Consider the following 23,927-nt stretch of genomic DNA (forward strand, 5'->3'; position numbering starts at 1 on the left):
TTTAAACCGTTAGGCTAAAGCGTGCTGGCGAATAGCTTCTACCTCTGACAAGGTCTTTGCCAGGGGCTCGCCCAGCAGCGTACTGCCCTGGCTTGTAAGAACAAAATCATCCTCAATGCGAATGCCGCCAAAGTCGCGGTAAGTATCCAGCAGGTCAAAGTTCACGAAGCGCTGGAACGTGGGCTCTTGCCGCTTCTGCTCGATGAGCTCAGGGATGATGTAGATGCCGGGCTCAACGGTGACAACGAACCCCGCTTCCAGTGTGCGGCCTAATCGGAGGGATTTCAACCCGAACGCCGTGCTCTTGGGCAAATCGGGCGTATAGCCCACGTAGGCTTCCCCTAGGTTTTCCATGTCATGCACATCCAGGCCCATCATGTGGCCTAGCCCGCACTGAAAGAATAAGGTATGAGCGCCTGCCTGCACTGCCTCGTCGGCGTTGCCGCGCATGAGGCCCACTTCCGTTAGGCCCACCACTAGCTCACGACATGCGAGCAGGTGCACATCCAGGAAGCGTACGCCCGGCCGGAGCGCCGAGATAGCCGCCGTTTGCGCGTTGAGCACCACTTGGTAGAGTTCGCGCTGCCGCGTGGTGAAGGTGGCGCTCACGGGGAAGGTACGCGTCAGGTCGCCGGCATAGTAGCGAGGGGTTTCCACGCCGCCATCGAAGAGAAGTAAGTCGCCGGGACGCAGAGTATTTCCCAGGAAATGGTTGTGCAGCACCTGCCCCTGAATAGTTAGAATAAGCGGGTAGGAAAGCTGGCAGCCGAGCGCCTGCGCAGTTCGTAGCGCTTCGGCTGCCACTTCGTATTCGCGCATGCCCGACCGGGCGTGCTGCATCACAGCCAGCTGCATCTGGGCCGAGTAAGTGGCCGCTTGGTGTAGCTCTTGTACCTCCGCCGGTGATTTGATGGACCGCTGCGCCACAATGGCCGTGATCAGGGACGCGCTGGCCCCAGCCGCCACCTGGCCGGGGGCAGTTTCCAACCACGCAGCCAGCTTCAGGGTGTGTTCTGGACGGTAAGGCGGCAGGTAGTGCACCCGGGTTTTGGCGGCTAGGTACGAGGCCACTTGGTCAAGCGGCAGCACCTTCTGTACTCCTACCTGCTCGGCCAAGGACTGAATAGAAGGCAAAGGACCCGTCCAGATAATATCATCCAGGCTCGGCTGCGGGGCAAATAACAGCTCCTCGCCACTGTCCACATCCAGCATGGCAACCAAGGAGGGCAGTTGCAGCCCGAAGTAGTAGGCGAAGCTGCTATCCTGCCGGAAATGGTACCAGTTGTCGCGGTAGTTCATACCCGCTTCCTCATTGCCCAGCAGCAGAATGAGCCCACTCGCGACGGTGCGGCAAAGCTGCTGACGGCGTTGCTGGTAGACTTGTTGATCGAATTGGCTCATGGAAACGTCTCTTTTCAATAGTAAGGCTAGCCTAACCGCCACGAAGCAGCTAGGTACCGCGCCGCATGAGGGCGAAACAGCGGGGCCAAAATAGCGAGTTAACAGGCTTTCGCGACACCATCTGGGGCAAGTGCACACCTAGCTAGCCTACAACGGCCCGACGCTACGCTACATTGGCGAAGCCGAGCATACGCAGCTTGTACTGCTTGCTGGCGCTCTTCTTAAGTAGCAGCGCTATTCCCAAAGGCCCTGCAGCAGCTAAAACAAATTACTGTTCTAGCCGCCACAGGGCCTTTGGGAATAGCGCTGCTACTCAAGAAGAGCGCCGCTAGCAGTGTGCTAGCTTAGCTCCGAAGCAGCGGCGGTATCCAAGAACCACTGCAAGTCGCCCTCTTTGGGCGCAATCAACTGGGCAGGATACTGCTCAATATCGCGCTCGGCTTCCAGGATCTGCTGCACCGCCACGGCTTTGTCTTGACCATATACCAGAAAAGCCACGGCTTGCGCCTGGTTTATCAGCGGGGCCGTGAGCGTAATGCGGTAGACTTGCTGCTCGGGCAAAAACGCTTCTTTTACCGTGGAGGCTTGCTCGTGCAGCACGGGCGTGTGTGGGAACAGCGAAGCCGTGTGTGCGTTGTCGCCCAGGCCTAGCAACACCAGATCGAACCGCGCTGGCAAGCCATTGAAGTATGACTGAATGTTGGTGGCGTAGGCCAAAGCAGCTTGGGCAGGCTCCAGCTCCGTATCCACGGCAAACACGTGCGTCGAAGGAATCTGCAAGGGGTCGAACAAAGCTAGCTTGGCCATCAGGTAGTTGCTCTCCGGCGCGGTTTGCGGCACGTAGCGCTCATCGCCGAAGAAGAAATCGACTTTATCCCAGTCTACCTGGCCTTTGTAGGCGTCGGAGGCTAGGAGCTCGTACAATTTCTTAGGCGAGTTGCCACCCGAAAGCGCCACCGCGAACCGGCTCCTAGCTTCGATGTTCTGGTTGGCGAGGTACACGAAGTAGTCGGCAAGGTGCTTCAGAACCTCGTCGGGCGTCGTGAAGACGTTGAGTTTGATGCCGGGCTTATTTTTTTCCATTGAGCGGGAGGGTAAACCAGTGGAAACCATCGCGCGCAATAAGAGCCTCGGCGCTTTCGGGGCCCCACGAATCGGCGGAATAGTTGGGGAAGTTCAGGCTCTTGCGGTTCTGCCAGGTGTTCAGGATGGGCATAATTAGGTCCCAAGCCGCTTCCACTTGGTCGCCGCGCATGAACAGAGTTTGGTCGCCGAGCATGGTATCCAGCAGCAAGGTTTCGTACGCCTCGGGCGCCTGCGCGGTATAGGTGCCTTTGTAGTCGAACACCATATCGACGGTATTCAGAATCATCTCCAGACCAGGACGCTTGGCTTGCATCTGCAAGCGAATGCTCATCTCAGGCTGAATGCTGATAATAAGCCGGTTTTGGTGCCCACCTTCCGCCGACTCGGCCGGGAATACGGAGTGCGGCACATCTTTAAACTGAATCGTGATGACGGACGACGACTGGTGCATGCGCTTGCCCGTGCGCAAATAGAACGGTACGCCCTGCCAGCGCCAGTTGTCCACGAAAAACTTCACCGCGGCGAAGGTTTCAGTGTTGGACTCCGGGTTGGCGTCGCGCTCTTGGCGGTAGCCGGGCACTTCTTTCCCCTCAATCCAGCCGGAAGCGTACTGGCCACGCACGGTGGAGAGGCGCACGTCTTCGGGCGAGAAGCGGCGCATAGCACGCAGCACGTCCACCTTGCGGTTGCGCACCTCGTCGGCGTTGAAGTTGATGGGCGGCTCCATCGCCACGAGGCAAAGTAGTTGCAGCAAGTGGTTCTGAATCATGTCGCGCAGGGCGCCGGAGCCGTCGTAGTAGCCAGCCCGGTCACCTACCCCGAGCTGTTCCGTCACCGAAATCTGCACGTGGTCGATGTAGTTACGGTTCCAGAGCGGCTCCAGCAGGGAGTTGGCGAAGCGGAAAGCCATGATGTTCTGCACCGTCTCCTTACCGAGGTAGTGGTCGATGCGGTAGATCTGGCGCTCTTCGAAGAGGCGAGTCAGTAGCTGGTTCAGCTCCTGCGCCGACTTCAGGTCGTGCCCGATGGGTTTCTCCACCACAATGCGCACGCGGTCGGCGGCGGCACCTAGCTTGCTCTTGGCAATGTTCTCGGCGATGATGGGGAAGAAATTGGGCGCAACGGCTAGGTAATAAATGACGTTGGCTTTGGTCTTCCACTCGGCCTCATGCTGCTGAATGCGGGTGCCGAACTCCTTGTAGGTGTCGACGTTGTTCACGTCAGCTACCTGGTAGTAGAGGTTTTTATTAAACACCTCCCACTTTTCCGGTGCGGCCTTGCCGGTACGCGAAAACTGATTGATATCCTCTAGCAGATTTTGCCGGAACTCCTCATCCGACAGCTTGGTGCGCCCAGTGCCAATGATCGAAAACTGCTCAGGCAGCCAGCCTTCCAAATACAAATTATACAAAGCCGGCGCCAGCTTGCGGGCATTCAGGTCGCCGGTGCCGCCAAAGATGACGAAAACGGTGGGCTGGATTTTATCGTGCGTACTCATGTGAAGTAAGAATAAGCTGTTAGCTGCTAGCTGTTGGCTCTTAGATGATGTATTAGTTGACAAGCAGATACTTAAGGCGTCTGCCGGTCCGACGTCCTAGGGCGCCGGACCGGTTGCTACCACAACGAACTGTCAAAACGAGCTTTTTGCAATTGCCTCGTGCTGATGTTCGCAATCGACAACCAGTCGGACACCTAGGGTGTCGTACCGGCAGACGCCGTTAGCCTACTTGTTCGGAATAACAGGCTCTTCGTGCTTCACGTAGCCTTCGCCCTCGTGCGTATCCTGCTTGTTGGCCGCATCTTCGTGGTTGGGTGCCCACTGGGTGTGGAACACGCCTTCGTGGCCGATGAGCTCGTAAGTGTGCGCTCCGAAGTAGTCGCGCTGGGCTTGGATGAGGTTGGACGGCATACGGCCCGTGCGCAGCGCCTCAAAGTAGCTCAGCGAAGCCGCGTAAGCCGGCGTAGCAAGGCCTGCTGCTACCGTTTGGGCGAGCAGCGCGCGGGTGCCTACCACCGACTCCTGCACTTGCTTCTGCACCTCGGCGTCGAGTAGCAGGTGAGCGAGGTCGGGCTGACGCTTAAAAGCGTTGTAGATGTCATTCAAGAACTTCGAGCGGATGATGCAGCCGCCGCGCCAGATCTTGGCAATTTCGGCTAGGTTCAGCTCGTACTTATACTCCACCGAGGCATTGGCCAGCATGTGCATGCCCTGGGCATAGCTGACAATCATGCTGAAGTAGAACGCCTGCTCCAGTTGCTCTAGCACCTGGTCTTTGTTTACGTCGCCGAGAGGCTGGCGCGGACCGTACAGCCCTTGCATTTGCTCGCGCAACTGCTTGTACTTCGACATGTCGCGCATCGACACGGCCGTATCCACGGTGCCGAGGGGCGTTTGCAGATCCATCGCCACTTGCGAGGTCCACTTGCCGGTGCCTTTGGCGCGGGCTTCGTCCTTGATATCATCGAGCAGCAGGTGGTCGGTGTTGGGCGCTATAAAGGCAAAAATATCCTTGGTAATGTCGACCAGGAATGATTGCAAGCGACCTTCGTTCCACTTCGTAAATAGCTGCTGAATAGCCTGGTTGTCCATACCTAGGCCATTCTTCAGAATGTCGTAGGTTTCGGCCAGCAGCTGCATAATGCCGTACTCAATGCCGTTGTGCACCATCTTCACGAAGTGCCCCGAGGCGCCCGGTCCGATGTAGGTTACGCAGGGCTCGCCGTCTACTTTGGCCGCTACGGCTTCCAGCACCGGCTTCATCTTTTGGTAGGCTTCTTTGTCGCCGCCAGGCATCATGCTGGGGCCGAAGCGGGCGCCTTCTTCCCCGCCCGAAATGCCCATGCCGAAGAAGTGAAAGCCTTTGGCTTCCAGCTCGGCGTCGCGGCGGGTGGTGTCCAGAAAGTAGGAGTTGCCGCCGTCGATAATCATGTCGCCTTTGTCGAGCAGCGGCGTGAGTTCGTCAATCACGCTGTCCACGATTTTACCGGCGGGCACCAGCATCATAATGGCGCGAGGCTTTTCCAAGCTAGCAATGAAATCGGGCAGGGCGGAGAAGCCCGCAACGGGCTTGCCTTGCCCCTCTTTGGCGAGCAAGTCGATCTTGCTGGCATCTTTATCGTATCCGGCAACCGCAAAATTGTGGTCGGCCATGTTCAACAGCAGGTTGCGGCCCATGGTACCTAGGCCAATCATGCCGAACGCGTACTTAGCTGGCTTTTCGCTCATTAGTGCTACGTGTTTTCGTGGTTATACTTTCTGGAAAGGGAAGGAAAGCAGGTTAACTGAAGCGCGCATGAACGAGCACCGGACAGCGCGCAAACCTTGGTGTACGGAATCTGGCGGCCCCAGATGCTGCAAGGAAGTAAATCGCAGCTTACCGCCCTACTAACAGGATAAAGCCGCGACAGTTTTGGACTAAGCCGCAACGTGCTGCTAACGACAGAGCACTTGCAAGGTAAAGCTATCCGTTGGCCACACTGGAGCTAGCTATGCAGAAACTTTATGTGCGCGACCCTAAGCTAGCTCCTACAGCTCTACACCTTGCAATGTAAAAATCTACTAATCAACATATAAATAAAACCCGTCGCACGCTGCGCGCAACGCTAGGCTGATATAAATACGGAGCTACCCGTGTATAAACACGTAATTACTTTCTCTTTAAACGGCACTCGTAACCTTCCTGATAGGAATGGTAGTACTTCTTAGTTCTGCAGCGAAGTTTTGCGCCCTAGCGTCCGATGACTCTTGCGTAAGACTTCGCGAAGCGGACTAGCCCCTTCCCACCTACCACCTTCAAAACCAGCTTATATGCTCGCTATGGATTATCGGGGCCCAAAAAGGGTCCGTGCCAGTCAGAAGCCAATGCCGGAAATAAAGCACCCGCAAGATGCTATTGTTCGCGTTACCCGCACTTGCATCTGTGGTTCCGACTTGCACCTGTATAACGGCAACGTGCCGGACACCCGCGTAGGCACCACTTTTGGCCACGAGTTTACGGGCGTGGTCGTAGAAGTTGGCCCCGACGTGACCAAAGTAAAAGTGGGCGACCACGTGATTGTGCCGTTCAACGTGGCCTGTGGTGAGTGTCACTTCTGTAAGCAAGGCCTGTTTGGCAATTGCCACGAGTCAAATACGGAAGCTAGCGCCGTGGGCGGCATCTTCGGTTACTCGCACACGGCTGGCGGCTTTAATGGCGGCCAGGCCGAGTACGCCCGGGTACCGTACGCTAACGTAGGCCCAACGGTAATCCCGGAAGGCATGGACCCCGACGATGCTGTGCTGCTCACAGACGTAGTGCCAACGGGATATCAGGCCGCCGAAATGGCGGGTATTCAGCCCGGCGACACGGTTGTTGTGTTTGGCGCCGGTCCTGTTGGTATCATGGCGGCGCGGTGCTGCTGGCTGTTTGGTGCCGGCCGCGTCATCATCATCGACAAAGAAGACTACCGCCTGGAATTCGCGAAGAACTACGCCAACTGCGAAGCCTACAACTTCGAGAAGGACATGGACGACCCGGTGGTCTTTATCAAGAAAATCACCGACTTCATGGGTGCCGACTGCGTGATTGACGCCGTAGGCGCAGAAGCTGCCGGCAACGCCGCCCAAACCATCACAGGCCGTAAGCTGCTGCTTCAGGCTGGCTCTGCCACCGCCCTGCACTGGGCCATCAACTCGGTGAAGAAAGGCGGCGTGGTATCGATTGTGGGCGTGTATGGCCCTACTGACAACCTCGTGCCCATCGGCAACGTGCTGAACAAAGGCCTGACCATTCGGGCCAACCAGGCGTCGGTGAAGCGCTTGCTCCCTAGGTTGATCGACCATATTCAGAACGGTATTATCAATCCGAAAGCGCTCATCACGCACCGCATTCCGCTGGAAGACGTGGCTGATGGCTACCGGATGTTCTCGGCCAAGCTGGACAACTGCATCAAGCCGATTCTCATTTCTCCTTCCGCTAATCTCTAACGCCTACTACCCATGGAAAACACTGTGTTAGATCCTCAGAAACTACCGGGTTGGGGCATTGATGCAAATCCGGAGAATGACCCCACCTACCCTATGCGCGAGCCGCGCCTGAATATTACGCAGGACCCGGAAAGCAAAACTCATCGCCCAACACAACAGCCCATCGATATTGAGCTGCTCAAGTCCATTGAGCGGCCCACGGTGTCGGCGGTGTTCGGTGAGGCAGCGCCTCCGAGCGGCCTGAGTGGCATGATTCGGCGCTTTGCCTTCAAATACAGCGAATCGCACTACGGCCACTGGTTGCCCCTGCTGCTCGCCGACCGCGTGAACGTGGTAGAAGGTGTGCTAGGTGACTTAGTGCACGGCAAAGTGCCCAACATCTTCGCCGAAAAAGGCTACAAGATGGAGTGGAAATACAACCGCGGGCCATTCGTGCTTAAGATGGCAACTATCGCCGCCGTAACCACCGGCGCTGTGTTGCTGCTCACGTCCAAGGATAAGGACAAGGATAAACTCAAAGACAGACAAAAGTCGAGAGGTGGCCGCCGGTCATACTTCCCGTACGAGTAGTCACTACTAATACGTCGAAAACGCCCAGCAGGACCTAGGTTCTGCTGGGCGTTTTGCCTTTGTAGGCTTTGCTAAACCGGGGCCGCGTTATCGGCTTCTAACCGCTGCTGGTGCTGTAAGCCCCACGCTTTCAAAACCTCAATCACGGGGTCGAGTGTGCGGGCATAGGGCAAGACGTGGTATTCCACGAGCACGGGCGGGCCAGGGTGCACCGTGCGGGCGATGAACTGATGGGCTTCCAAATCCTTTAGCTCCTTGGCCAGCACTTTGGTGGAGATACCCGGCACGCTACGCTCCAACCCGCGGAAATGCCGAGTACCCGCGTTGAGCGCCACAATGATTTGAAGCTTCCACTTACCATTTACGACCAGCAACGCATTACGCAAGGCTTGCATGGTCAGGACGCATTCAGAAATTTGGGGTTTCGTCATGGGAGTAACAGAGAGGCGTTGAGGGGCGGTGGTAGCCTGGTTACCTGCTGGTAATCAGGCTACCACCGCGTAATCTGAAGTGGCTGCAAAGTACGAACAAAGAGCCAGCTGATTACTTGAGGTAATCTGAGTACCAAACTATCTACGTGGCTACTCAGTGGGCGGGCAGTCGTCGTTGGTCGGTAGGCCAAAGGGGCTAGCTCGTAGTGTATCACCTCCTTTACTCCCTTTTTATGCAGATTCTGCAAATCATTTCCAGCGCCCGCGGCGCCGAATCGTACAGCACAAAGCTCAGCCAGGGCATCATCGACAAGCTGCTGGCTGCACAGCCCGGCAGCACCGTCGTCGTGCGAGACTTGGCCACGGCCCCTTTCCCCCACCTCGAAGAAGCGCACTTGCAAGCCTACTTCACGCCCGCCGAAGGCCGCTCGCCCGAGCAGCAGCAGGCCGTGCGTCATTCCGACGAGGCCATTGCGCAAGTCATGGCGGCCGACGTGCTCGTCATCGGGGTGCCGTTCTACAACTTCACCATCACCTCCTCCCTGAAGGCGTGGCTCGACCACCTCACGCGGGCAAACATCACGTTCCGCTACACACCTACTGGCCCAGAAGGACTTATCACGGGCAAGAAGGTATATCTGGCGGTGGCCAGCGGCGGCATCTACTCCGAAGGGCCCATGCAGCCGTATGATTTTGCCACGCCCTACCTGCGCTGGATGCTCGGCTTCCTAGGTATGACCGACGTGACCGTGGCCCGGGCCGAAGGCGTCAAGTTGCCGGAGTTCCAAGCTACCGCGTTGCAAAAGGGCATTGCTAGTGTAGCTGTGTAGGTTAAGAAGACGGCGCAGAAGCGTTTTGTCAGTAACGGAATAATCCCAGCCATTGCGCCCTTACTTGGAGCAATGGCTGGGATTATTCTGTTGCGCTAAACCTAGGGTCGGTTAGGGCTTTGCAGATGCGATCGTCGCGCCGGCTTGCTAGCTTTTACTTTCCCACCTTGCCCGTGGCAATCCACGGCTGCTGCGTACCCCACGTCACGTTAGGCGCGTCGGCGGCCACGAATACCAGCGTGCCACCGGCGGCTAGCTCCTGGTGCGTGAGCCAGTTGCGGTTCAGGGGCTTCCCATTCAGGCGCGCGGCTTGAATATAGCGGCGACCAGGCGCGTAGTTTTCTACCTGAATGACCAACGGCTGCTTAGCCGCTACTTGTAGCTTGATCTGGCGGAACAAAGGCAGGTTCAGGTAATACACCGGCTGGCCCACGCAAGCCGGCATCAAGCCACAAGCCGTCAGCACGTACCACGCCGACATGGCACCCGCATCGTCGTCCATGGTACGCAGGTAGGCTTGGGGCTGGTTCTGGTAGATGCGCCCGATGTAGGGGTCGATGCCGCGGCTGTTGTCGTTGAAGTAGTGCTGCACCACCGTGTCGGCGGCGAGCTGGTGCATGAGCGCCTGCGACTTCCACGGCTGCTGCGTGGCATTGTAGAGCGTGGGCGCTTGCAGGTCCGTCTCGTTGGCGTGGTTGTAGTAGTCGCCGGCAAAAAACGCGTCGAGCTGCTGGCGAAATGGCGCCTCGCCGCCCATCATTTCCTGCAAACCCTTGATATCGAAGGGCACATTCCAGCGGTATTGCCAGATGGTGCCCTGGTACAGCCCGCGAGTCGGCAACCGGTCCACGTCGGGGCGCGTCATGTCCTGGAAGTCCTTGCGCCAGTAGTCTTGGTATTGCAGCGCCTTCTGCCGGTACTTGGCACTTAAGGGTTTGTCCTTCAGAATACCTAAGATTTCGGACAGCGCCCACGCGTCGTACGACGACTCTAGGGCCTTGTCGGGGTGTGAGTAGTCGAGCCGCTCGGCTTCGCTAATAAGGGAGTCGCGGATGCCGCGCAGGTCCACGGCGTAGCCTTTGCGCACCGCATCCAGCAGCACCACTATGGCGTGCTCGGTGCGCACCGTGGGAGAAGGCTCGTGCTGGGTGGCGAAGTTCTTCTTGCCGTAGCGGTACAGGTTGGCCAACGAGGGCGCAATAGCCTGAAACTCGTTGGGGTAGGCTAGCGAGAACAGCGGCAGCTGCGTGTGGTAGTTGTCCCAAATGGCCCAACCATTGTAGACAGGCTGCTTCGACTTTTGCAACGACCCGTCAATGGCCCGGTACCGCCCGTCTGGCTCCGACACCAAGTAGGGCGACTGCAACGTGCGGTACAGCAGCGAGTAAAACAGCTTCTGGCGGTCCGCCTCGCCCTGCACTTGCACGCGGGCTAGCTGCGCCGCCCAGGCTTGGCTCGCGGCCCGGCGCACCTCCTCGAACGAAGCGCGGGCCTGCCGCTGCACCGTGGCTTGCGCATCGGCAACACTCACGGAGGAGAATGCCACGCGCACCTCCACGTCGGCGGTACCCGTGGTGGGCAGCCGGGCTAGCACCTGGTGCGCGCCGGCCGCCGTCCACTGCACCAGCTGGTTGATTTCGAGGTAGTAGTAGAGTCGGTACGTGCCCGCGCTGCACGTCGTGCCAGCTTCAATCCAGCCGCTGAGGGCAGCATTTTGCGTGGCGTGTTCTTCCTGCTTGAAGCCGTTCGCCAAGGAGTGCGCTAGGTTGAGGTAGAGCGTCCGCTCGGCACCCGCGGGGAAGTGGTAGCGGTGCAAGCCAAAGCGTTGCCCCACGGTCAGCTCGGCGCCTATTCCGTTGGCGAACGTGACGCCGTAGTAACCGGGCTCCGCATGTTCGCTTTTTTTGAGTAGTTGCGTCTGTTGTGGGCCCGGACCTAGGCAGGGCTTTACGAGCAGGTTACCGCCCGCGCCTTGGCAGCCTACCCCTTCAAAGCGCGTGTGCGTAAACCCTAGGAAAGTACGGGCCAGGTGCTCGTAGCCGGTGTGCGTGTTGGGGTACGTCTGCGGCCCCAGGCTGAGCATTGAAAATGGGTAGGAAGCCGCCGGTGAAAGCTGCCCATGGTCACCGGACGTTCCTAAGAAGACATTGACTTGCTGAGTGGGTGTTTGGGCTAAGGCAGGAAAAAAGATTAGCAGGGAAAAGAGCCGGAGTAAATAGCGCATGAAACGGCAAGAGGGATAGAAAGAGAGACGAACGGGCGAAGATGGAGCCCTGCCCAATACGCCAGCAAGTGGTACTGCTACCTACAAATACAAGTTGACCATCTGCCGCCAAGCCGTGGGGTTGTGGGCCTCTCCTTCCCACACATGCAGTTCATGGTCAATGCATTTGGCCTGAAGCTGCTGACTGAGAAAGAAGTTGTCCGACAAAAAAGCGTCTTCCGCCCCAATAGCCAGCGTGATACCTAGGCGGCGGAGGTGCTGCAAGTAGAAGTCGTCGGTGAGCTGCGGGAGGTAGCGGTTGGGCGTGTTCAGGTACACGTCATCGTCCACGTAGCCTTGAAACAAATCGGCGAACGTGGCCATGGCCTGAGTCAGGTCGTAGCGGCCACTCATGCCTACTACCCGGCCGAACCGATCGGGGTGCCGAAAAGCTAGGTTTACGGCGTGAAAAGCGCCCATGCTACAGCCGGCGGCCAGCAGAAACATGTTAGGATTAATCGCTTCTGAGAACGGCAGTACCTCGTCCAGAATGTAGCGCTCGTACTGCAAGTGGCGCTGAATTCGCTCGGCCGGATGCTTGGTTTTGCAATACAAGCTTTCCGCGTCGATGCTATCCACGCAGTAAAGCTGCAAAAAGCCGCTCTCGATCTTGGGCCGCAGCGCTTCCACCGCGCCCCAGTTCTCGTAATCGTAGAAATGCGCTTTCCGAGTAGGAAAGAATAAGACCCGCGCGCCCTCCTTGCCGAAGACGAGCAGCTCCATGCGTCGATTCAAAGCCGGACTAAACCATTCGTGGTACTCGCGGTGCATACGGGTAGGCGAACAACAAGTGGAGAGCATATCGGATCCGGAAAGTGACGGTTAGGTCTGCGCGGGTAGCATACGCCCTAGCTGCTCCCCGATTTCGCGCTGCCACAAGGCGTAGCCCTGCGGCGACAAGTGTAAGCCATCGGGGTCAAACAGCGCGGGTTGAGGCTGGCCTCGTTCGTCCAGCATCTGGTGGTAAAGGTCTAGGTAGTAGAGCGGCGCACCTTGGCGGCTGATCAGCTGCTCAATGCAGTAGTTGGCGTACTCAATGTTACCGCGCAAGTGCTGCCGGGCTAGGCTAGGCTTGATGGAAATAAAGCACACGGGTATTTTGCCCACCGTGGCCTGCACGCGCGCCAGCAGCTGCTCAAAAAATAACACCACTTCCTCAGGATTGCGACCATCCCCTAGGTCGTTGTCGCCGGCGTATACGAAGAGATAATCGGGCTGTTGGCGCGGCACGACCCGGTCGAAAAACCAGGCGCACGCCGCCAGCGTCGAGCCCCCAAAGCCTAGGTTGACCGCCTCAATTTGGGGGAAGCACCGCTCTAGTTCCTCCCCCCAACGGGTGAACGTGGAGCTGCCATAAAACACCACTTTCGGCCGTTCGGACTTGGTTGCTGGCTTTTGCTCCAGTCGGCGGATATCATCTTGGTACCACTGCATGTGTTCTGGGGAAAGCGCTAAGCGTGGCCGAAGCCTAGGCTCAGAAAGAAAATCTTGCGGCGGCGACTAGGCAAGCTTGTCCCTTCGCAAAGATTGGCTGAAAAGTAGGACCGCATTGCTGCGCCAACCAATGGCTGACGTGCTGGGCTAACTGACGATCATGGCAACCCGAAGTTGCACCTAGGTGCGGCGGATCCTAGCTTTTGTGTTGTGTGGCCAAGCTACAGACAGGTTAATCGCACGCACCGGGTAGACACAGGCCAGCCATACGGCTCTAAGCTAAAGCCCCGGGCTGCTTGGCAACCGGGGGCTTTAGCTTAGAGCCGTATGGCTGCTTTGGCTAGCCTTGCAAGAGGGTGGGCATGATGGTGGCAAGCGACACCCGACCAGCAACATAACGGGCCAACAAAATATGCGCCGAGGTGCTAAGTGGTGGCGCACCGCAGAGTTGCAGCGCTATCCGGATACTTAGTAAGCGGCGGCTGGTGGTGGGGGCAGCCGGAGCTGGTGCTAGTATCTTCGTAGGCGACAAGGGGCAATGTTCGAATAAGATATTGTGCATGGTTGCGCGATACATGAGACGGGAGCAGACACCTTCCCCAAAGCTTTCGGAGGGCTTAGGTGAGCAAGGCGCTGGTTCGCTATAATAAACCTAGGCCGCCTTGTCCCAGCCGAGCTGCGTGGAGGACGCCGCCAGTCCACGGGCTTGCTGGGGAGGCGCCGGAAACAAAAGCGTCGCATCCGTAGCCGTCACTGTGGAGCTGGCTTCGGGGACGTAGCGCCGTTTCTGACGATAGCCCAAACGGCCATTCCGGTACTGAAAAGCCATTTTCATATAAATAAGCTAGGCGTGGTCGTAGTCGGGGCGGTAACTTGCGTTGGGCGGATGAGCGCGGCCAGACGTAGCAGCCAATGTGCGCGGAATGTTTGCTTGCGTTTGTTCATGGCGTAGAACGATTATCACGACAAAATTCGGCGTCTTAGATTACCTCAATGTGCTGGTGCTGTAACGGTTTGATGAAGCTTACAACCCGTTGCACTCTGCCTTTAGCAACAACGCCTAACGCATTTGCTCTGCCAGGAATTGAGCAGGAACCACGCACGACCTGCTGCCTGCTACAAGGGTTGTCCGTCGGTAACGGGTACCCTTGTGGCGGCGAATCCCATAGATTCGCTTTGCATGAGATCAGCATTTGTCAATAGTTAGTCCCAGCTAGGATAGCACGTGCATTAACCTTCTATCGCTGAACCAAAGGCCCCTATTTTTACTCAACTCTTGCTAGCTCTTGCTTACTTGATCGGAAGTTTGGTCGGCAGCTAATTACCGCAAGTCTGGCAGACCTACAAGGCAGATAACCCACTAGGTAGCAGCTCACGTCAGCCGGCGTGGGCTGTTACCTAGTGGGTTATGAAAAAAGCGTACAGCTAGGTATAGAATGATGGAACTAACACTGAATAATAGCCTAAAAATGCTGCTGCTTGGTTTTGACACTTACTTGCTGCGAGACGGTTTATAGCGTGTGAGCAATCTGTATTAAATACGTTAACCATTAGCGACCGACTGATCGACACCGCTGCGGCCTACGCTAATGAGGAACCGACGGGCAGAGCGATAAAAAAAGTAGTTCAGCTCGCGAGAGACTGTGTTGAATACCTACGTTCGTCAGTGTACTTAGCGGCAACAAGCTCAGCTAGTCTTCTCTTGCCTTTTAAAGATTATTCGCCCGGTGAACGGTAAACCCGGCACCTGACCTTAGACCCGCAAAAAGTAGCGTTTTGTATTACGTCCCAGAAGAATGGTCAGTTTCTTCCTACCCCTCCTACCTCTGTGCTAGTAAGGATTAAGCTACGTGACAGTGCTGCGTCGGAAACAAGTCAACAGTTTTAACCCGGAGCGGGATGGTCGTTATAGGTACTGCCAGCAGGAATATCACGCAAGTGGCACTTGCGTGATATTCATACTTTTTAGATTGAATCGTGTTTTTTGCCCCTATGGGCAAGAGGGACCTTTGTAGAGTCGATTGCACCAACCAAAATAGGGCACCGACAAGCTGATTTCTAAGACCCAACGCTGCCAGCTAGGTAGCCATAGGCTAGCAGCTTACAAATGCGACTTCACACGCAATTCAATCCTACTTAACATGGCAACTACAGCTGAAAAAGATTATCCGACATCCCAAAAGCAAGAGGCCAGGCCGACCACTACAATGAAGGCGGTGCAGCTACACGAGTTCGGTGGCCCAGAGGTATTGCGCTACGAAGAGGCGCCAAAGCCCGAGCTACAGGTGGGCGAGGTACTCGTGCGGGTGCACGCGGTGAGTCTCAATCCTCCCGACTGGTACCTGCGCGACGGGTATAAGATGCTGCCGCCGGAGTGGCGGCCATCGGTGACGATGCCCTTGATTCTGGGGACAGATATATCGGGTGTTGTTGAAGCCGTTGCGCCGGATGTGGAGAGCTTTGCGGTGGGCCAGGAAGTATATGGCATGGTCCGGTTTCCGAGCGTGGGCGAGAGCCGGGGGTATGCCGAGTACGTGGCGGCGCCCGCGGCAGACCTAGCCCTCAAGCCGGCCGGGCTTGACCACGTGCACGCCGCCGGGGGTCCGATGTCGGGGCTCACTGCTTGGCAGTACCTCATTGAACTGGGCCACACGGAGCCCAACCCGTTTCAGCCGGAGCCGCATCGCCCGGTGCCACTCCAGGGCAAGCGCGTGCTCGTTAACGGGGCCGCGGGGGGGGGTAGGCCACCTAGCGGTGCAGCTGGCAAAATGGCAAGGCGCTTACGTCATTGCGGTGGCCTCCGGCAAGCAGGAAACCCTGCTGCGCGAACTTGGCGCGGATGAGTTTATTGACTACACTCAAACCCCGGCCGAGGATGTCGTCCAAGACCTAGACCTCGTTCTCGATACCCTTGGTGGTCCTACCACGGGTCGTTTCTTGCGGGTGCTGAAGCGGGGCGGCGCGTTATTCCCGGTATTTTTAGGCTTCAACGAGGCCGAGCAGGCTGCGCAGCTGGGCATCACGGTTTCGATGGCGCAAGTGCGTTCTAGCGGGTCGCAACTGGCCAAACTTGGACGCTTGCTCGAGGCTGGGACAATTCGCGTGGTCATTGATAGCACATTTCCGCTCGCCGAGGCCCGCCAGGCGCACGAGCGCGCCGCCCAGGGGCACATCCAGGGCAAAATCGTGCTCACCGTGGCGTAAGCGCTGCTACTTGATAGGCAAGCCGCAACCATTATCCTAGCCACGTCTACCCCCTACCCCAATGCCTACCCATGATAAGTCCGCCGAACGTCACCTGCTGGTCACTGTTCGCAGTCAGCCTACTCACCGCTCGTTCGTACAAGAACTCCTGCTCGAACTCGTGGGGTTGGTTCGCCAAGAAACTGGCTGCCTGTACTATAACATCTTTCAGCAAGCCGAAGACGCCGACGCGTTCATGATAGCCGCCGCCTGGGTTGATGAGGAAGCCGTAGCCGCGCACCCTACGCCTGCGCAGTCCCGCTTGGTCGAACGGATGCTGCCACTGCTAGCCACGCCCATGCACGTTCTTCCGCTGCGGCGGGTAAGCGAGAACCCGGCCTAAGTGCTGTGCTAGCTAAGGGCTTGCCTGAGGCTATCTGGTTTAAGCCGGTAGGATGGCGGATGGCCGGGGCTGCCCTACAATGGTTTGGTGATGCGTCAGGCCCCATTCGCGCATAGCAGCCACCACGGGGTAGAGGGTGCGGCTGTAGGCAGTGGCCGAGTATTCGACTGTAATGGGCCGCGTATAGCAGACGGTGCGGGTCACGAGCTGGTGCTGTTCCAGTTCCAGCAATTCCTTCGACAAATAAGGACTGCCCCGGTTCGCGGGTTTATTTGCAGTACCGCTTGCTTGATTTTCGTACTTTCGCTGCATGGTAAGTTCTATTGCTGCCTCGCCCGTTAAGTGGACACCTCGGGACCTAAAGCTGAGAGGCTTTAAGGTGTACGCGGTAAACCAACCCTGCACGACCGAACCCCGCTTTACCCGGCGCGACTGCTACAAGGTCATCCTGCTGACGACCAAGGCCCGGCTGCACTACGGCCACCAGAGTTGGGAGCTCGATGGCACCTACTTGCTCTTCTTCAATCCGCACATTCCGTACGCCATGGAAATGCAGGGAGACCTCCGGCACGGCTACATCAGTTTGTTTACTGAGGAGTTCATCACCTCGCTCGACCGGTCGGAAAGCCTGCTGCAGTCGCCCTTATTTAAAATCGGCAGTTCGCCGCTCTTCCAACTCCCGGAGGCGCAAGTCCCCTTTATGAACGGCATTTTTCAGAAAATGCTGGCCGAACAAGAAGCCGACTACCCCTTCAAAGGCGAGTTGATTCGAACGTACCTCCAGCTGGCCATCCACGAGGCATTGCACCTGCAGCCCGCGGAAACTCTGCTCCAGCACCACACGGCGGCGGCTCGCCTGGCCGCCCGGTTTTTGGAGACGCTAGAGCAGCAGTTTCCGATAGAAAACCCCGAGCAGACATTGGAACTGAAAACGGCGCAGGAGTTTGCCGACCGGCTGGCCGTGCACGTCAACCACCTCAACAAAGCCGTAAAGGAAATTACGGGCAAGCCCACGAGCGCCCACCTCACCAACCGCATCACCGATGAGGCCAAAGCCCTGCTGCAACACACCAGCTGGAGCGTGGCCGACATTTCCTACTGCCTAGGCTTTGCCTACCCCACCTACTTCAACAACTTCTTCAAGAAGCAGACCGGTACTACCCCCCTAGCCTACCGCCGGGCAGCTTGAGCAACCGCATACCATCACCGGCTCAGCCGATGCCAGCCTGCTTGGTAACTGACTTTACGGGTCATCAACGTATCCTCGCAAGGGCACCAGTTTGTGCCGTTCACCTTTGAAAACCTGGATTTTGAGCACCGGGACTACGAAATATTGGCTGCGTATGGGCAGTCCAAAACCACGCTCAACTCCTTTGATACTGCGGGGTAACTCTTGCGTTGCCTGTAGTTCAGAGTCTCAGGTGCTAGGGCAAGATTGCGGGGCTACGCTGATGCTTCGGCCTGGGCATTCGGATTGGCCGCAAGCAGAGGTTCCAGGGTGGCGCGGTGCTCGTTGCCCCATTGCTCCATGGCATCAATCACGGGCAGTAGCGACTCGCCCAAACTGGTGAGATTGTACTCTACTTTGGGCGGTAGCTGCGGGTAGATGGTTTTGCCGATAAGGCCGTGCTGCTCCAATTCATTGAGCTGAATATTAAGTACCCGCCGGGTGGCGCTAGGAATGGCCCGCTGCAAGTCGCTCGGGCGTTGCACGCCGCGGGCAATGAAGTGGAGCAGCGTCGATTTCCACTTGCCGTGCAGCACTTCCTTGGTCAGGACCACACCGCAGTCCAGGGTGCGTTCTATTTTCTTCTGATACATCGCAGTAGGTTGGTCGCCGGCACCAGTGCCAAGGCAGCATAGGGAAGAAAACAGCCCTAGGTGAAAAAGTTATCCGTACCCGAATAACTTTTCCGTACTTGCCAGCCCAACCCCCCTCCCAGACCTTTGTTGCGCCGGCACAGCAGTGCTTAGGCCTTACTAGTAATCACAAAGCAATGAGAGGTTTAACGAATAAAGTAGCCTTCGTAACGGGGGGTAGCCGAGGGATTGGGGCCGGAATTGTGCGAGCCTTGGCCGCCGAGGGCGTGCAGGTGGCTTTTACCTACGTGCGGGGCGCAGAACCGGCCCAGGCACTGGTAGACGAGCTCACGCAAACGGGCAGCCATGTACTAGCGTTGCAGGCCGACACGGCCCAGCCCGTTGAAGTAAAGCAGGCCATCAAGGCCGTGATAGCGCACTTTGGGCAGTTGGACATTTTGGTCAATAATGCCGGGGTATATGTTAATAGCCCGGTTGACGAGGTCGCCCCCGATGAGGCGGCCTTGGCTCACCTTTGGCAAGTAAACGTGCACGGCACCGCCCAAACCGTGCGGGCGGCTAGCGAGCACCTGTCCGCCGGCGGGCGCATCATCAACATCGGGTCAGGGTCGAATATTCGCACCCCGTATGCCGGCACCAGCGACTACGCGGCCAGCAAAGGGGCGCTGGCGGCCTACACCCGCGGGTGGGCCCGCGACCTGGCCCCGCGCCAGATTACCGTCAACATCATCCAGCCCGGGCTGATTGAGACCGACATGACCCCGACCGACCCAGCCACGGTGGCTAGCCTGCTGCAGCCTATCATGCTGGGTCGATTCGGCACCGCGCAGGAGGTAGGCGAAGTAGTGGCCTTTTTGGCCAGCGCGGCCGCCGGCTATATCACGGGCGCCACTCTGAACGTCGATGGCGGTTGGTCGGCTTGAAATCCTTAATTGCGCCCAACTCCTCCTAAGACAAAAGCGCAAGAACGCGGTAGGAAAGGGCAAGAAGCCGAAAAACGCGCGTTCATCGGCCTCGTTTCAACGATGAGCAGCAGTTGCTTCACTTCTAAACGCCATTTTTTGTGCCAGACCTCCACCACAAAGTAGTACTCATTACCGGTTCCTCCCGCGGCATTGGCGCGGCCATTGCCCACGCCGCCGCCCAGGCGGGGGCAAATGTCATCGTCAACTACGCCGGGGGCCACGCGGAGGCCCAGGCGGTAGTGGCCGCCATCGAGCAGGCGGGCGGAAAAGCCCTGGCCGTGCAGGCCGACGTCAGTCAGGCAGCCGATGTGCGCCGCCTGTTTGCCGAGGCCATTGCTCGCTTCGGCCGCGTAGATGTGCTGGTCAATAACGCCGGCATCATGAAGCTGAGCTTGCTGAAGGACACCACCGACGAGGACTTGCAGCGCACGCTGGCTATCAACGTAACGGGCGTGTTCAACACCTTGCGGGAGGCCGCTACGCAGCTAGCCGATGGGGGTAGCATCATCAACTTCTCTAGCTCCGTGACGCGGCTGATGCTGCCCACCTACGCAGCCTACTGCGCCAGCAAAGGGGCGGTGGAGCAGCTTACCCGCGTGTTCGCCAAAGAGATGGGTGCGCGCGGCATCCGCGTCAATAGTATCTCGCCCGGCCCCGTCAATACGGAGCTTTTTACCAAGGGCAAGCCGCAGGAGGTGATTGACCGCCTAGGCGCGATGGCGGCCTTCAACCGCATCGGCGAGCCGGACGATATTGCCCGCATGGTGTTGCTGCTAGCCAGCGACGAGAGCAGCTGGGTGACGGGCCAGAACATCGGGGCCAACGGCGGCTTCGCCTAGGCTTCGCTGCGACATGATTCGCGGGGCTTTATCCGGGTTTTACTACCCTCCCCTTCCTGCCCAACCCTAGTCCTACCTGACGCTAGGCCTTTGTTAGCTGTTCGCCCTGGATAGGGTTTGCAATTCGGTCAGGGTCTGTCCAAACTGCTTTTTGAACGCGTAAGAAAAGTGCGACAAGGTTTCGAACCCTAATTCTAGATAAATGTCTGACGGACGTTTATTCTTTTGGCTGACAAGAAAACGGGCTTGCGCTAAGCGTTGTTTTTGCAACCATTTTTCGGGGGTCGTGCTGAAAATTCTCGCAAAATCCCGCTTAAAGGTCGACAAGCTCCGGCCCGTTAGTTTCGCAAACTGTGTCAGCGGCACATTGTAGGTAAAATGCCGCTGCATATAGGCCTCCAAATCTATTTTATGCGGTTCGCTGAAATCGAATAAGAAGTTTTTTAAGGCCGGGTTGCGGAGCAAAAGCGCAATGACTTCGGTGGTTTTGGCTTCGGCCAACACCGGAGTTAGCTTTTCGGGTTGGTCGAAGTAAGGCAGCAACGAACCAAAATAGCCGGTCAGGAACGCGTCATTTTCTACGAGCGTAACCGGTTCGCCCACATAAACGCCGTCGGCTTTTACGTTGTGTTCCGCACTGTACTGCTTCAGCGTTTCTTGCTCTAAGAACACGGTAATGGTCGCAAACGGTTTTTGCCCGTCGGGCTTCTTAACTACTTTCAGCAATTGGTTTCGCTTCACCAAACGCAACGAACCGGTCGGATAGGTGATAACTCCTTTATCCGTGTACTGGTCGGCACTGCCCGAGGTGATGATGCCGATATAGTTTTCATACACAAAGGGGTCGTGGCCAAAAGGGGTTTCGTCGTGGCACGTATATAAGAGGACGTTGCCGGTCTTGTGCGCTTGGTACATAAGGGGTAAGAAAGCCGCCGAATTACAGCAAGATATGGTGAACGGGCTGGATGGGCACCGACAAATTGGTTTCGCCCAGTTGTTGTAGCCAGTCGATTTCGATGCCTTATTTTAACTGGCTCATTAAGATTCGGTCGAACAATTTATCCGATAAAATCTTGCGTAAAAACAACATCGGCTTGGCCATATAGCCGCCGCTGTAGCGGGTTTTCGGATTTTTGGCCTCCATACTGGTTTTAATCAGTTTGGCTATCACAACCGGCTCAGGAACATTGCCGGCCACTTTTTCAAAGGATTTTTTGAACGCCGTGACCAAGCCAGCGTAGGCGGTCTGGCCCGACACGCGCAGTAAGCTGTCCACCGCAATGTTGCCCCATTCGGATTTGGTGCCGCCCGGTTGAATCACGACCACGTTCACCCCGAAGGGCTGTACTTCCAAGCGCATGGCATCGCTCAAGGCTTCGAGCGCAAATTTGCTGGCGTGGTACCACCCGCCCAGCGGCGACGCAATTTTGCCGCCCACCGACGAAATGTTAATGATTTTGCCATAGTGGTTTTCGCGCATTTTCGGTAGCACCAATTGTGCTAAGCGCATGGCCCCAAATACATTTACGTCCAATTGATACTTTGCATCCGGCAGCGCCACGTCTTCAATCGCCCCGTACGAACCGAAACCGGCGTTATTGACCAAAATGTCAATGCTTCCAGCTTCCTGGAAAATCTGGTCCACGCAGGCTGTGATGCTTTCGTCCTGCGTCACATCCAGCGCAATGGGTTTAATGCCGTACTTTTTCAGGTCTTGCATTTTTTCGGTTCGGCGTGCTGCCCCGTAAACAGTGTAGCCGTTTTGGGCTAATAAAATGGCGGTTGCTTGGCCAATCCCTGCGGATGCTCCGGTAACTAGAACTGTCTTTTTCATGATTTCCTGCGATTAGTATGAGGCAAAATTAGGTGGGGCCTAACCGCATGGGGTTTCGTGAAACGTTCAATCTATTGTCGTGAAACGTCCAGAATTCTGGGCGATGAATAAACCCGGTTTTTCTGTTTTCTTTGCTAATGACTGGTCCTCCATCAGCGAACGCACTTAGTGGCGGTTAATCAGAAATAAGAGCAACTATTGTAGTTGGTGGCAGTTGTGGAGCAATGCCGCAGGGTACCAACTTTATCAGAAACTCTCGCACTTGCGTTTAGCATGAACTTCTCGGGCAACGCCAACATTCTTCGGCACGATGACCAAGCGGCCAAGTCAAGCCGTAAGCCGCTACATACTAACGCTGAGGTTAACCCTGCCGAAACCAGCCTATTGCGCGAGCAACGCTGGCCCCAGTTGGCGGTTCAGTTGTTCGCCGAGCCGGGCTGCATCGAGCCAACGCGCTTGCTACCCCCCAGCCAGCTGCGCTTGCTATTGCTGCTCTCGGGCACTACCAACATGCAGATACGCAGCCATGGCCGCACGCTAACCTACGTTTCGCGGCCCGGCACGGTAAAGCTCACTACCCCCCACCACCAGCCGTACGAGATGCAGTGGACCGCCATCACGCCTGCTCCTCTACGCACGGCCCACCTGTACCTGCCCCCTACTTTGCTAACCCGCACGGCCGAGGCGGCCGGTCTCAACCCAGACCGGGTGGAAGTAGCCGAGGGTTGCAATATTCCCGACACCCTGCTCTACCAATTGAGCTATGCGCTGGCGCAAGAGGTTGCCGTTGCCTCCGGTCCGGAAAGCCTGTTTGCGGAAAGCGCCACGCAACTGCTGGCCGCCCAGCTACTACGCCACCACTGCGCCTTTTCGCACGAGCTGCCCGACCGCCGGGGCAAGCTTACCCCTGCTCAACTGCACCGTGTACGCGACTACGTGCAGGCTCATTTAGGGGACGTTATCCGCCTGGACCACTTAGCGGAGCTGGTGTTTCTGAGTTCGTACCACTTCTGCCGCGTTTTTAAGCGCACCACCGGGCTCTCGCCCAACCAATTCTTAACCAACGAGCGCATGGTGCGCGCCACGGAGCTGCTGCGCAATTCCGACCTGAGCGTGAAGCAAGTGGCTGCCGCCGTGGGGTACAGCAGCCATGCGCATTTTACGCAGCTCTACGCCCGCCACACGGGCCAGCTACCAGTTAGCATCACGCGGCAGCGCCCGGCTTAGGAGGCCAGCTATCGCTCGAGCTTCGAGAAGCGCAAGAATGCGATAGCAAAGCGCAACAAGCAGTAAAATGTACTGTAGGACAAGCCATTAGATAGCGAATACTTTTGTTCGGTCACACTACCCAGGAGCAATTCGGGTAGTGCTTGGCTGGTTGTTCGCTGCCTTATTGCGCCCAACTTAAGGAGGTAAAGTCATGCTAGGGCTACCCATCGAGCCTAGCAGGCCGGCAAGACCAAGCCGGCCCGCCAACGTGTGTGCTCGAAGCATCTCCCTAAGAGGCTTGTACTACCGCATTCTTGCTTTCCTGTCACCAATGGCCCTCTTTCTCAAACTACTGGCTGGTGCGCTGCTGCTGGTCAGCGCCATGCTGAGCGCCCGGCAGGGCTGGGCCATGCTACACGGCCAGCCCCCCGCCCTGGAGCTGCTGCAACGGCTAGGCGTCAGCCGACCGGGGCAGGTGGCGCTTGGGGCCGTGGTACTGCTCGGGGCCGTGCTTACGCTGCTGCCGGCCACATTTTGGGTGGGCGGCTACGCGTCGGCGGCCTGCATCCTGCTCATTCTCAGCTTACAGCTAACGCACCGCAACCTACCCGGCGCGGTAGGTGAGCTGCCGTTTTTGCTGCTGGCGCTCGTGGTGCTGTACCTAGGCCATCCGTTGGCGCGACACTAGCTGG

Annotated in this window: 25 protein-coding genes; 11 read left to right on the forward strand and 14 right to left on the reverse strand. The window is 57.4% G+C overall.

Annotated features, from left to right (window positions below; translation table 11 throughout):
• Positions 1 to 9 precede the first annotated feature (9 nt).
• The 4 genes from BXP70_RS23690 to gndA all read right to left on the reverse strand — a co-directional run bounded on the left by BXP70_RS23690 (position 10) and on the right by gndA (position 5,713).
• Positions 10 to 1,401 (reverse strand): aminopeptidase P family protein, encoded by a 1,392-nt coding sequence (locus BXP70_RS23690; RefSeq protein ID WP_086596608.1) that lies wholly within the window; start codon positions 1,399 to 1,401, stop codon positions 10 to 12.
• 339 nt (positions 1,402 to 1,740) lie between these two features.
• Positions 1,741 to 2,484, reverse strand: coding sequence for a 6-phosphogluconolactonase (gene pgl, locus BXP70_RS23695; protein ID WP_218779850.1), 744 nt, complete (start codon positions 2,482 to 2,484; stop codon positions 1,741 to 1,743).
• Positions 2,471 to 3,985, reverse strand: coding sequence for a glucose-6-phosphate dehydrogenase (gene zwf, locus BXP70_RS23700; protein ID WP_086596609.1), 1,515 nt, complete (start codon positions 3,983 to 3,985; stop codon positions 2,471 to 2,473). The genes pgl and zwf overlap by 14 nt, the downstream gene beginning before the upstream one ends.
• Before the next feature lie 225 nt (positions 3,986 to 4,210).
• On the reverse strand, positions 4,211 to 5,713 hold the full coding sequence (gene gndA / locus BXP70_RS23705; protein WP_086596610.1) for an NADP-dependent phosphogluconate dehydrogenase: 1,503 nt from the start codon (positions 5,711 to 5,713) through the stop codon (positions 4,211 to 4,213).
• A gap of 582 nt (positions 5,714 to 6,295) precedes the next feature.
• Between gndA and BXP70_RS23710 the strand changes: the two genes are divergently transcribed.
• Both BXP70_RS23710 and BXP70_RS23715 read left to right on the forward strand, forming a co-directional pair.
• Positions 6,296 to 7,453, forward strand: a complete 1,158-nt coding sequence (locus BXP70_RS23710) for a zinc-dependent alcohol dehydrogenase (protein ID WP_086596611.1) — start codon at positions 6,296 to 6,298, stop codon at positions 7,451 to 7,453.
• Between the two features lie 12 nt (positions 7,454 to 7,465).
• Positions 7,466 to 8,023 carry a hypothetical protein gene (locus BXP70_RS23715; protein ID WP_086596612.1) on the forward strand — a complete coding sequence of 186 codons (558 nt, stop codon included), beginning with the start codon at positions 7,466 to 7,468 and terminating at the stop codon, positions 8,021 to 8,023.
• Between the two features lie 71 nt (positions 8,024 to 8,094).
• Here BXP70_RS23715 and BXP70_RS23720 read toward each other — a convergent pair whose 3' ends face one another.
• On the reverse strand, positions 8,095 to 8,454 hold the full coding sequence (locus tag BXP70_RS23720) for a winged helix-turn-helix transcriptional regulator (protein WP_086596613.1): 360 nt from the start codon (positions 8,452 to 8,454) through the stop codon (positions 8,095 to 8,097).
• A 233-nt stretch (positions 8,455 to 8,687) separates the two neighbouring features.
• On the opposite strand from BXP70_RS23720, the gene BXP70_RS23725 reads away from it, so the two are divergent.
• Entirely contained in the window at positions 8,688 to 9,284 is a 597-nt protein-coding gene (locus BXP70_RS23725) for an FMN-dependent NADH-azoreductase (protein WP_086596614.1), read from the forward strand.
• A gap of 154 nt (positions 9,285 to 9,438) precedes the next feature.
• Here the strand turns inward: BXP70_RS23725 and BXP70_RS23730 are convergent, their stop codons facing one another.
• From BXP70_RS23730 to BXP70_RS23745, 5 genes are all read right to left on the reverse strand, one after another.
• Entirely contained in the window at positions 9,439 to 11,508 is a 2,070-nt protein-coding gene (locus BXP70_RS23730) for a glycoside hydrolase domain-containing protein (protein WP_086596615.1), read from the reverse strand.
• 81 nt (positions 11,509 to 11,589) lie between these two features.
• On the reverse strand, positions 11,590 to 12,318 hold the full coding sequence (locus BXP70_RS23735; RefSeq protein ID WP_086596616.1) for an esterase family protein: 729 nt from the start codon (positions 12,316 to 12,318) through the stop codon (positions 11,590 to 11,592).
• Positions 12,319 to 12,369: 51 nt separating this feature from the next.
• A complete protein-coding gene (locus BXP70_RS23740) occupies positions 12,370 to 12,981 on the reverse strand; it encodes a GDSL-type esterase/lipase family protein (RefSeq protein WP_086596617.1) in 612 nt (203 codons plus the stop codon).
• Positions 12,982 to 13,321: 340 nt separating this feature from the next.
• On the reverse strand, positions 13,322 to 13,543 hold the full coding sequence (locus tag BXP70_RS29605; RefSeq protein ID WP_143436655.1) for a hypothetical protein: 222 nt from the start codon (positions 13,541 to 13,543) through the stop codon (positions 13,322 to 13,324).
• 90 nt (positions 13,544 to 13,633) lie between these two features.
• Entirely contained in the window at positions 13,634 to 13,816 is a 183-nt protein-coding gene (locus BXP70_RS23745) for a hypothetical protein (RefSeq protein WP_086596618.1), read from the reverse strand.
• Positions 13,817 to 15,122: 1,306 nt separating this feature from the next.
• Here BXP70_RS23745 and BXP70_RS30360 point away from each other — a divergent pair.
• From BXP70_RS30360 to BXP70_RS23755, 3 genes are all read left to right on the forward strand, one after another.
• Positions 15,123 to 15,824, forward strand: a complete 702-nt coding sequence (locus BXP70_RS30360; RefSeq protein WP_218779851.1) for an NADP-dependent oxidoreductase — start codon at positions 15,123 to 15,125, stop codon at positions 15,822 to 15,824.
• Positions 15,775 to 16,185 carry a zinc-binding dehydrogenase gene (locus BXP70_RS30365; RefSeq protein WP_218779852.1) on the forward strand — a complete coding sequence of 137 codons (411 nt, stop codon included), beginning with the start codon at positions 15,775 to 15,777 and terminating at the stop codon, positions 16,183 to 16,185. Before BXP70_RS30360 ends, BXP70_RS30365 begins: the two co-directional genes overlap by 50 nt.
• A gap of 61 nt (positions 16,186 to 16,246) precedes the next feature.
• A complete protein-coding gene (locus BXP70_RS23755) occupies positions 16,247 to 16,567 on the forward strand; it encodes a putative quinol monooxygenase (RefSeq protein ID WP_086596619.1) in 321 nt (106 codons plus the stop codon).
• A gap of 39 nt (positions 16,568 to 16,606) precedes the next feature.
• Here the strand turns inward: BXP70_RS23755 and BXP70_RS23760 are convergent, their stop codons facing one another.
• Positions 16,607 to 16,879 carry a winged helix-turn-helix transcriptional regulator gene (locus BXP70_RS23760; protein WP_086596620.1) on the reverse strand — a complete coding sequence of 91 codons (273 nt, stop codon included), beginning with the start codon at positions 16,877 to 16,879 and terminating at the stop codon, positions 16,607 to 16,609.
• Here BXP70_RS23760 and BXP70_RS23765 point away from each other — a divergent pair.
• Complete coding sequence (locus BXP70_RS23765) at positions 16,878 to 17,756, forward strand: helix-turn-helix domain-containing protein (protein WP_086596621.1); 879 nt, start codon at positions 16,878 to 16,880, stop codon at positions 17,754 to 17,756. The two genes, BXP70_RS23760 and BXP70_RS23765, sit on opposite strands and share 2 nt — an antisense overlap.
• A 254-nt stretch (positions 17,757 to 18,010) precedes the next feature.
• Here BXP70_RS23765 and BXP70_RS23770 read toward each other — a convergent pair whose 3' ends face one another.
• Positions 18,011 to 18,388, reverse strand: coding sequence for a winged helix-turn-helix transcriptional regulator (locus tag BXP70_RS23770; RefSeq protein WP_086596622.1), 378 nt, complete (start codon positions 18,386 to 18,388; stop codon positions 18,011 to 18,013).
• A gap of 176 nt (positions 18,389 to 18,564) precedes the next feature.
• Here BXP70_RS23770 and BXP70_RS23775 point away from each other — a divergent pair, with 176 nt between their 5' ends.
• Together BXP70_RS23775 and BXP70_RS23780 are read left to right on the forward strand one after the other, a co-directional pair.
• A complete protein-coding gene (locus BXP70_RS23775) occupies positions 18,565 to 19,311 on the forward strand; it encodes an SDR family NAD(P)-dependent oxidoreductase (RefSeq protein WP_086596623.1) in 747 nt (248 codons plus the stop codon).
• A 140-nt stretch (positions 19,312 to 19,451) separates the two neighbouring features.
• Entirely contained in the window at positions 19,452 to 20,192 is a 741-nt protein-coding gene (locus BXP70_RS23780) for an SDR family oxidoreductase (protein WP_086596624.1), read from the forward strand.
• Between the two features lie 93 nt (positions 20,193 to 20,285).
• Here BXP70_RS23780 and BXP70_RS23785 read toward each other — a convergent pair whose 3' ends face one another.
• Complete coding sequence (locus BXP70_RS23785; protein WP_086596625.1) at positions 20,286 to 21,107, reverse strand: helix-turn-helix domain-containing protein; 822 nt, start codon at positions 21,105 to 21,107, stop codon at positions 20,286 to 20,288.
• Positions 21,108 to 21,213: 106 nt separating this feature from the next.
• Positions 21,214 to 22,026 carry an oxidoreductase gene (locus tag BXP70_RS23790; protein ID WP_086596626.1) on the reverse strand — a complete coding sequence of 271 codons (813 nt, stop codon included), beginning with the start codon at positions 22,024 to 22,026 and terminating at the stop codon, positions 21,214 to 21,216.
• Between the two features lie 273 nt (positions 22,027 to 22,299).
• On the opposite strand from BXP70_RS23790, the gene BXP70_RS23795 reads away from it, so the two are divergent.
• Complete coding sequence (locus tag BXP70_RS23795) at positions 22,300 to 23,253, forward strand: helix-turn-helix domain-containing protein (protein ID WP_086596627.1); 954 nt, start codon at positions 22,300 to 22,302, stop codon at positions 23,251 to 23,253.
• Between the two features lie 313 nt (positions 23,254 to 23,566).
• Positions 23,567 to 23,923, forward strand: coding sequence for a hypothetical protein (locus tag BXP70_RS23800; protein ID WP_086596628.1), 357 nt, complete (start codon positions 23,567 to 23,569; stop codon positions 23,921 to 23,923).
• Positions 23,924 to 23,927 lie beyond the last annotated feature (4 nt).

It is taken from the genome of Hymenobacter crusticola (genome assembly GCF_002154225.1).
GTDB classification, from domain to species: Bacteria; Bacteroidota; Bacteroidia; order Cytophagales; family Hymenobacteraceae; genus Hymenobacter; species Hymenobacter crusticola.

Coding starts and splice junctions, on each gene's coding strand:
- BXP70_RS23770 (WP_086596622.1), bottom strand. CDS start 18,388: ATGTATCAGAAGAAAATAGAACGCACCCTGGACTGCGGTGTGGTCCTG.
- BXP70_RS23760 (WP_086596620.1), bottom strand. CDS start 16,879: ATGCAGCGAAAGTACGAAAATCAAGCAAGCGGTACTGCAAATAAACCC.
- BXP70_RS23785 (WP_086596625.1), bottom strand. CDS start 21,107: ATGTACCAAGCGCACAAGACCGGCAACGTCCTCTTATATACGTGCCAC.
- BXP70_RS23690 (WP_086596608.1), bottom strand. CDS start 1,401: ATGAGCCAATTCGATCAACAAGTCTACCAGCAACGCCGTCAGCAGCTT.
- BXP70_RS30360 (WP_218779851.1), top strand. CDS start 15,123: ATGGCAACTACAGCTGAAAAAGATTATCCGACATCCCAAAAGCAAGAG.
- BXP70_RS23730 (WP_086596615.1), bottom strand. CDS start 11,508: ATGCGCTATTTACTCCGGCTCTTTTCCCTGCTAATCTTTTTTCCTGCC.
- BXP70_RS23790 (WP_086596626.1), bottom strand. CDS start 22,026: ATGAAAAAGACAGTTCTAGTTACCGGAGCATCCGCAGGGATTGGCCAA.
- BXP70_RS29605 (WP_143436655.1), bottom strand. CDS start 13,543: ATGCACAATATCTTATTCGAACATTGCCCCTTGTCGCCTACGAAGATA.
- BXP70_RS23745 (WP_086596618.1), bottom strand. CDS start 13,816: ATGAAAATGGCTTTTCAGTACCGGAATGGCCGTTTGGGCTATCGTCAG.
- BXP70_RS23775 (WP_086596623.1), top strand. CDS start 18,565: ATGAGAGGTTTAACGAATAAAGTAGCCTTCGTAACGGGGGGTAGCCGA.
- zwf (WP_086596609.1), bottom strand. CDS start 3,985: ATGAGTACGCACGATAAAATCCAGCCCACCGTTTTCGTCATCTTTGGC.
- BXP70_RS23740 (WP_086596617.1), bottom strand. CDS start 12,981: ATGCAGTGGTACCAAGATGATATCCGCCGACTGGAGCAAAAGCCAGCA.
- BXP70_RS23710 (WP_086596611.1), top strand. CDS start 6,296: ATGCTCGCTATGGATTATCGGGGCCCAAAAAGGGTCCGTGCCAGTCAG.
- BXP70_RS23735 (WP_086596616.1), bottom strand. CDS start 12,318: ATGCACCGCGAGTACCACGAATGGTTTAGTCCGGCTTTGAATCGACGC.
- gndA (WP_086596610.1), bottom strand. CDS start 5,713: ATGAGCGAAAAGCCAGCTAAGTACGCGTTCGGCATGATTGGCCTAGGT.
- pgl (WP_218779850.1), bottom strand. CDS start 2,484: ATGGAAAAAAATAAGCCCGGCATCAAACTCAACGTCTTCACGACGCCC.
- BXP70_RS23715 (WP_086596612.1), top strand. CDS start 7,466: ATGGAAAACACTGTGTTAGATCCTCAGAAACTACCGGGTTGGGGCATT.
- BXP70_RS23725 (WP_086596614.1), top strand. CDS start 8,688: ATGCAGATTCTGCAAATCATTTCCAGCGCCCGCGGCGCCGAATCGTAC.
- BXP70_RS23800 (WP_086596628.1), top strand. CDS start 23,567: ATGGCCCTCTTTCTCAAACTACTGGCTGGTGCGCTGCTGCTGGTCAGC.
- BXP70_RS23795 (WP_086596627.1), top strand. CDS start 22,300: ATGAACTTCTCGGGCAACGCCAACATTCTTCGGCACGATGACCAAGCG.
- BXP70_RS23765 (WP_086596621.1), top strand. CDS start 16,878: ATGGTAAGTTCTATTGCTGCCTCGCCCGTTAAGTGGACACCTCGGGAC.
- BXP70_RS23720 (WP_086596613.1), bottom strand. CDS start 8,454: ATGACGAAACCCCAAATTTCTGAATGCGTCCTGACCATGCAAGCCTTG.
- BXP70_RS23755 (WP_086596619.1), top strand. CDS start 16,247: ATGCCTACCCATGATAAGTCCGCCGAACGTCACCTGCTGGTCACTGTT.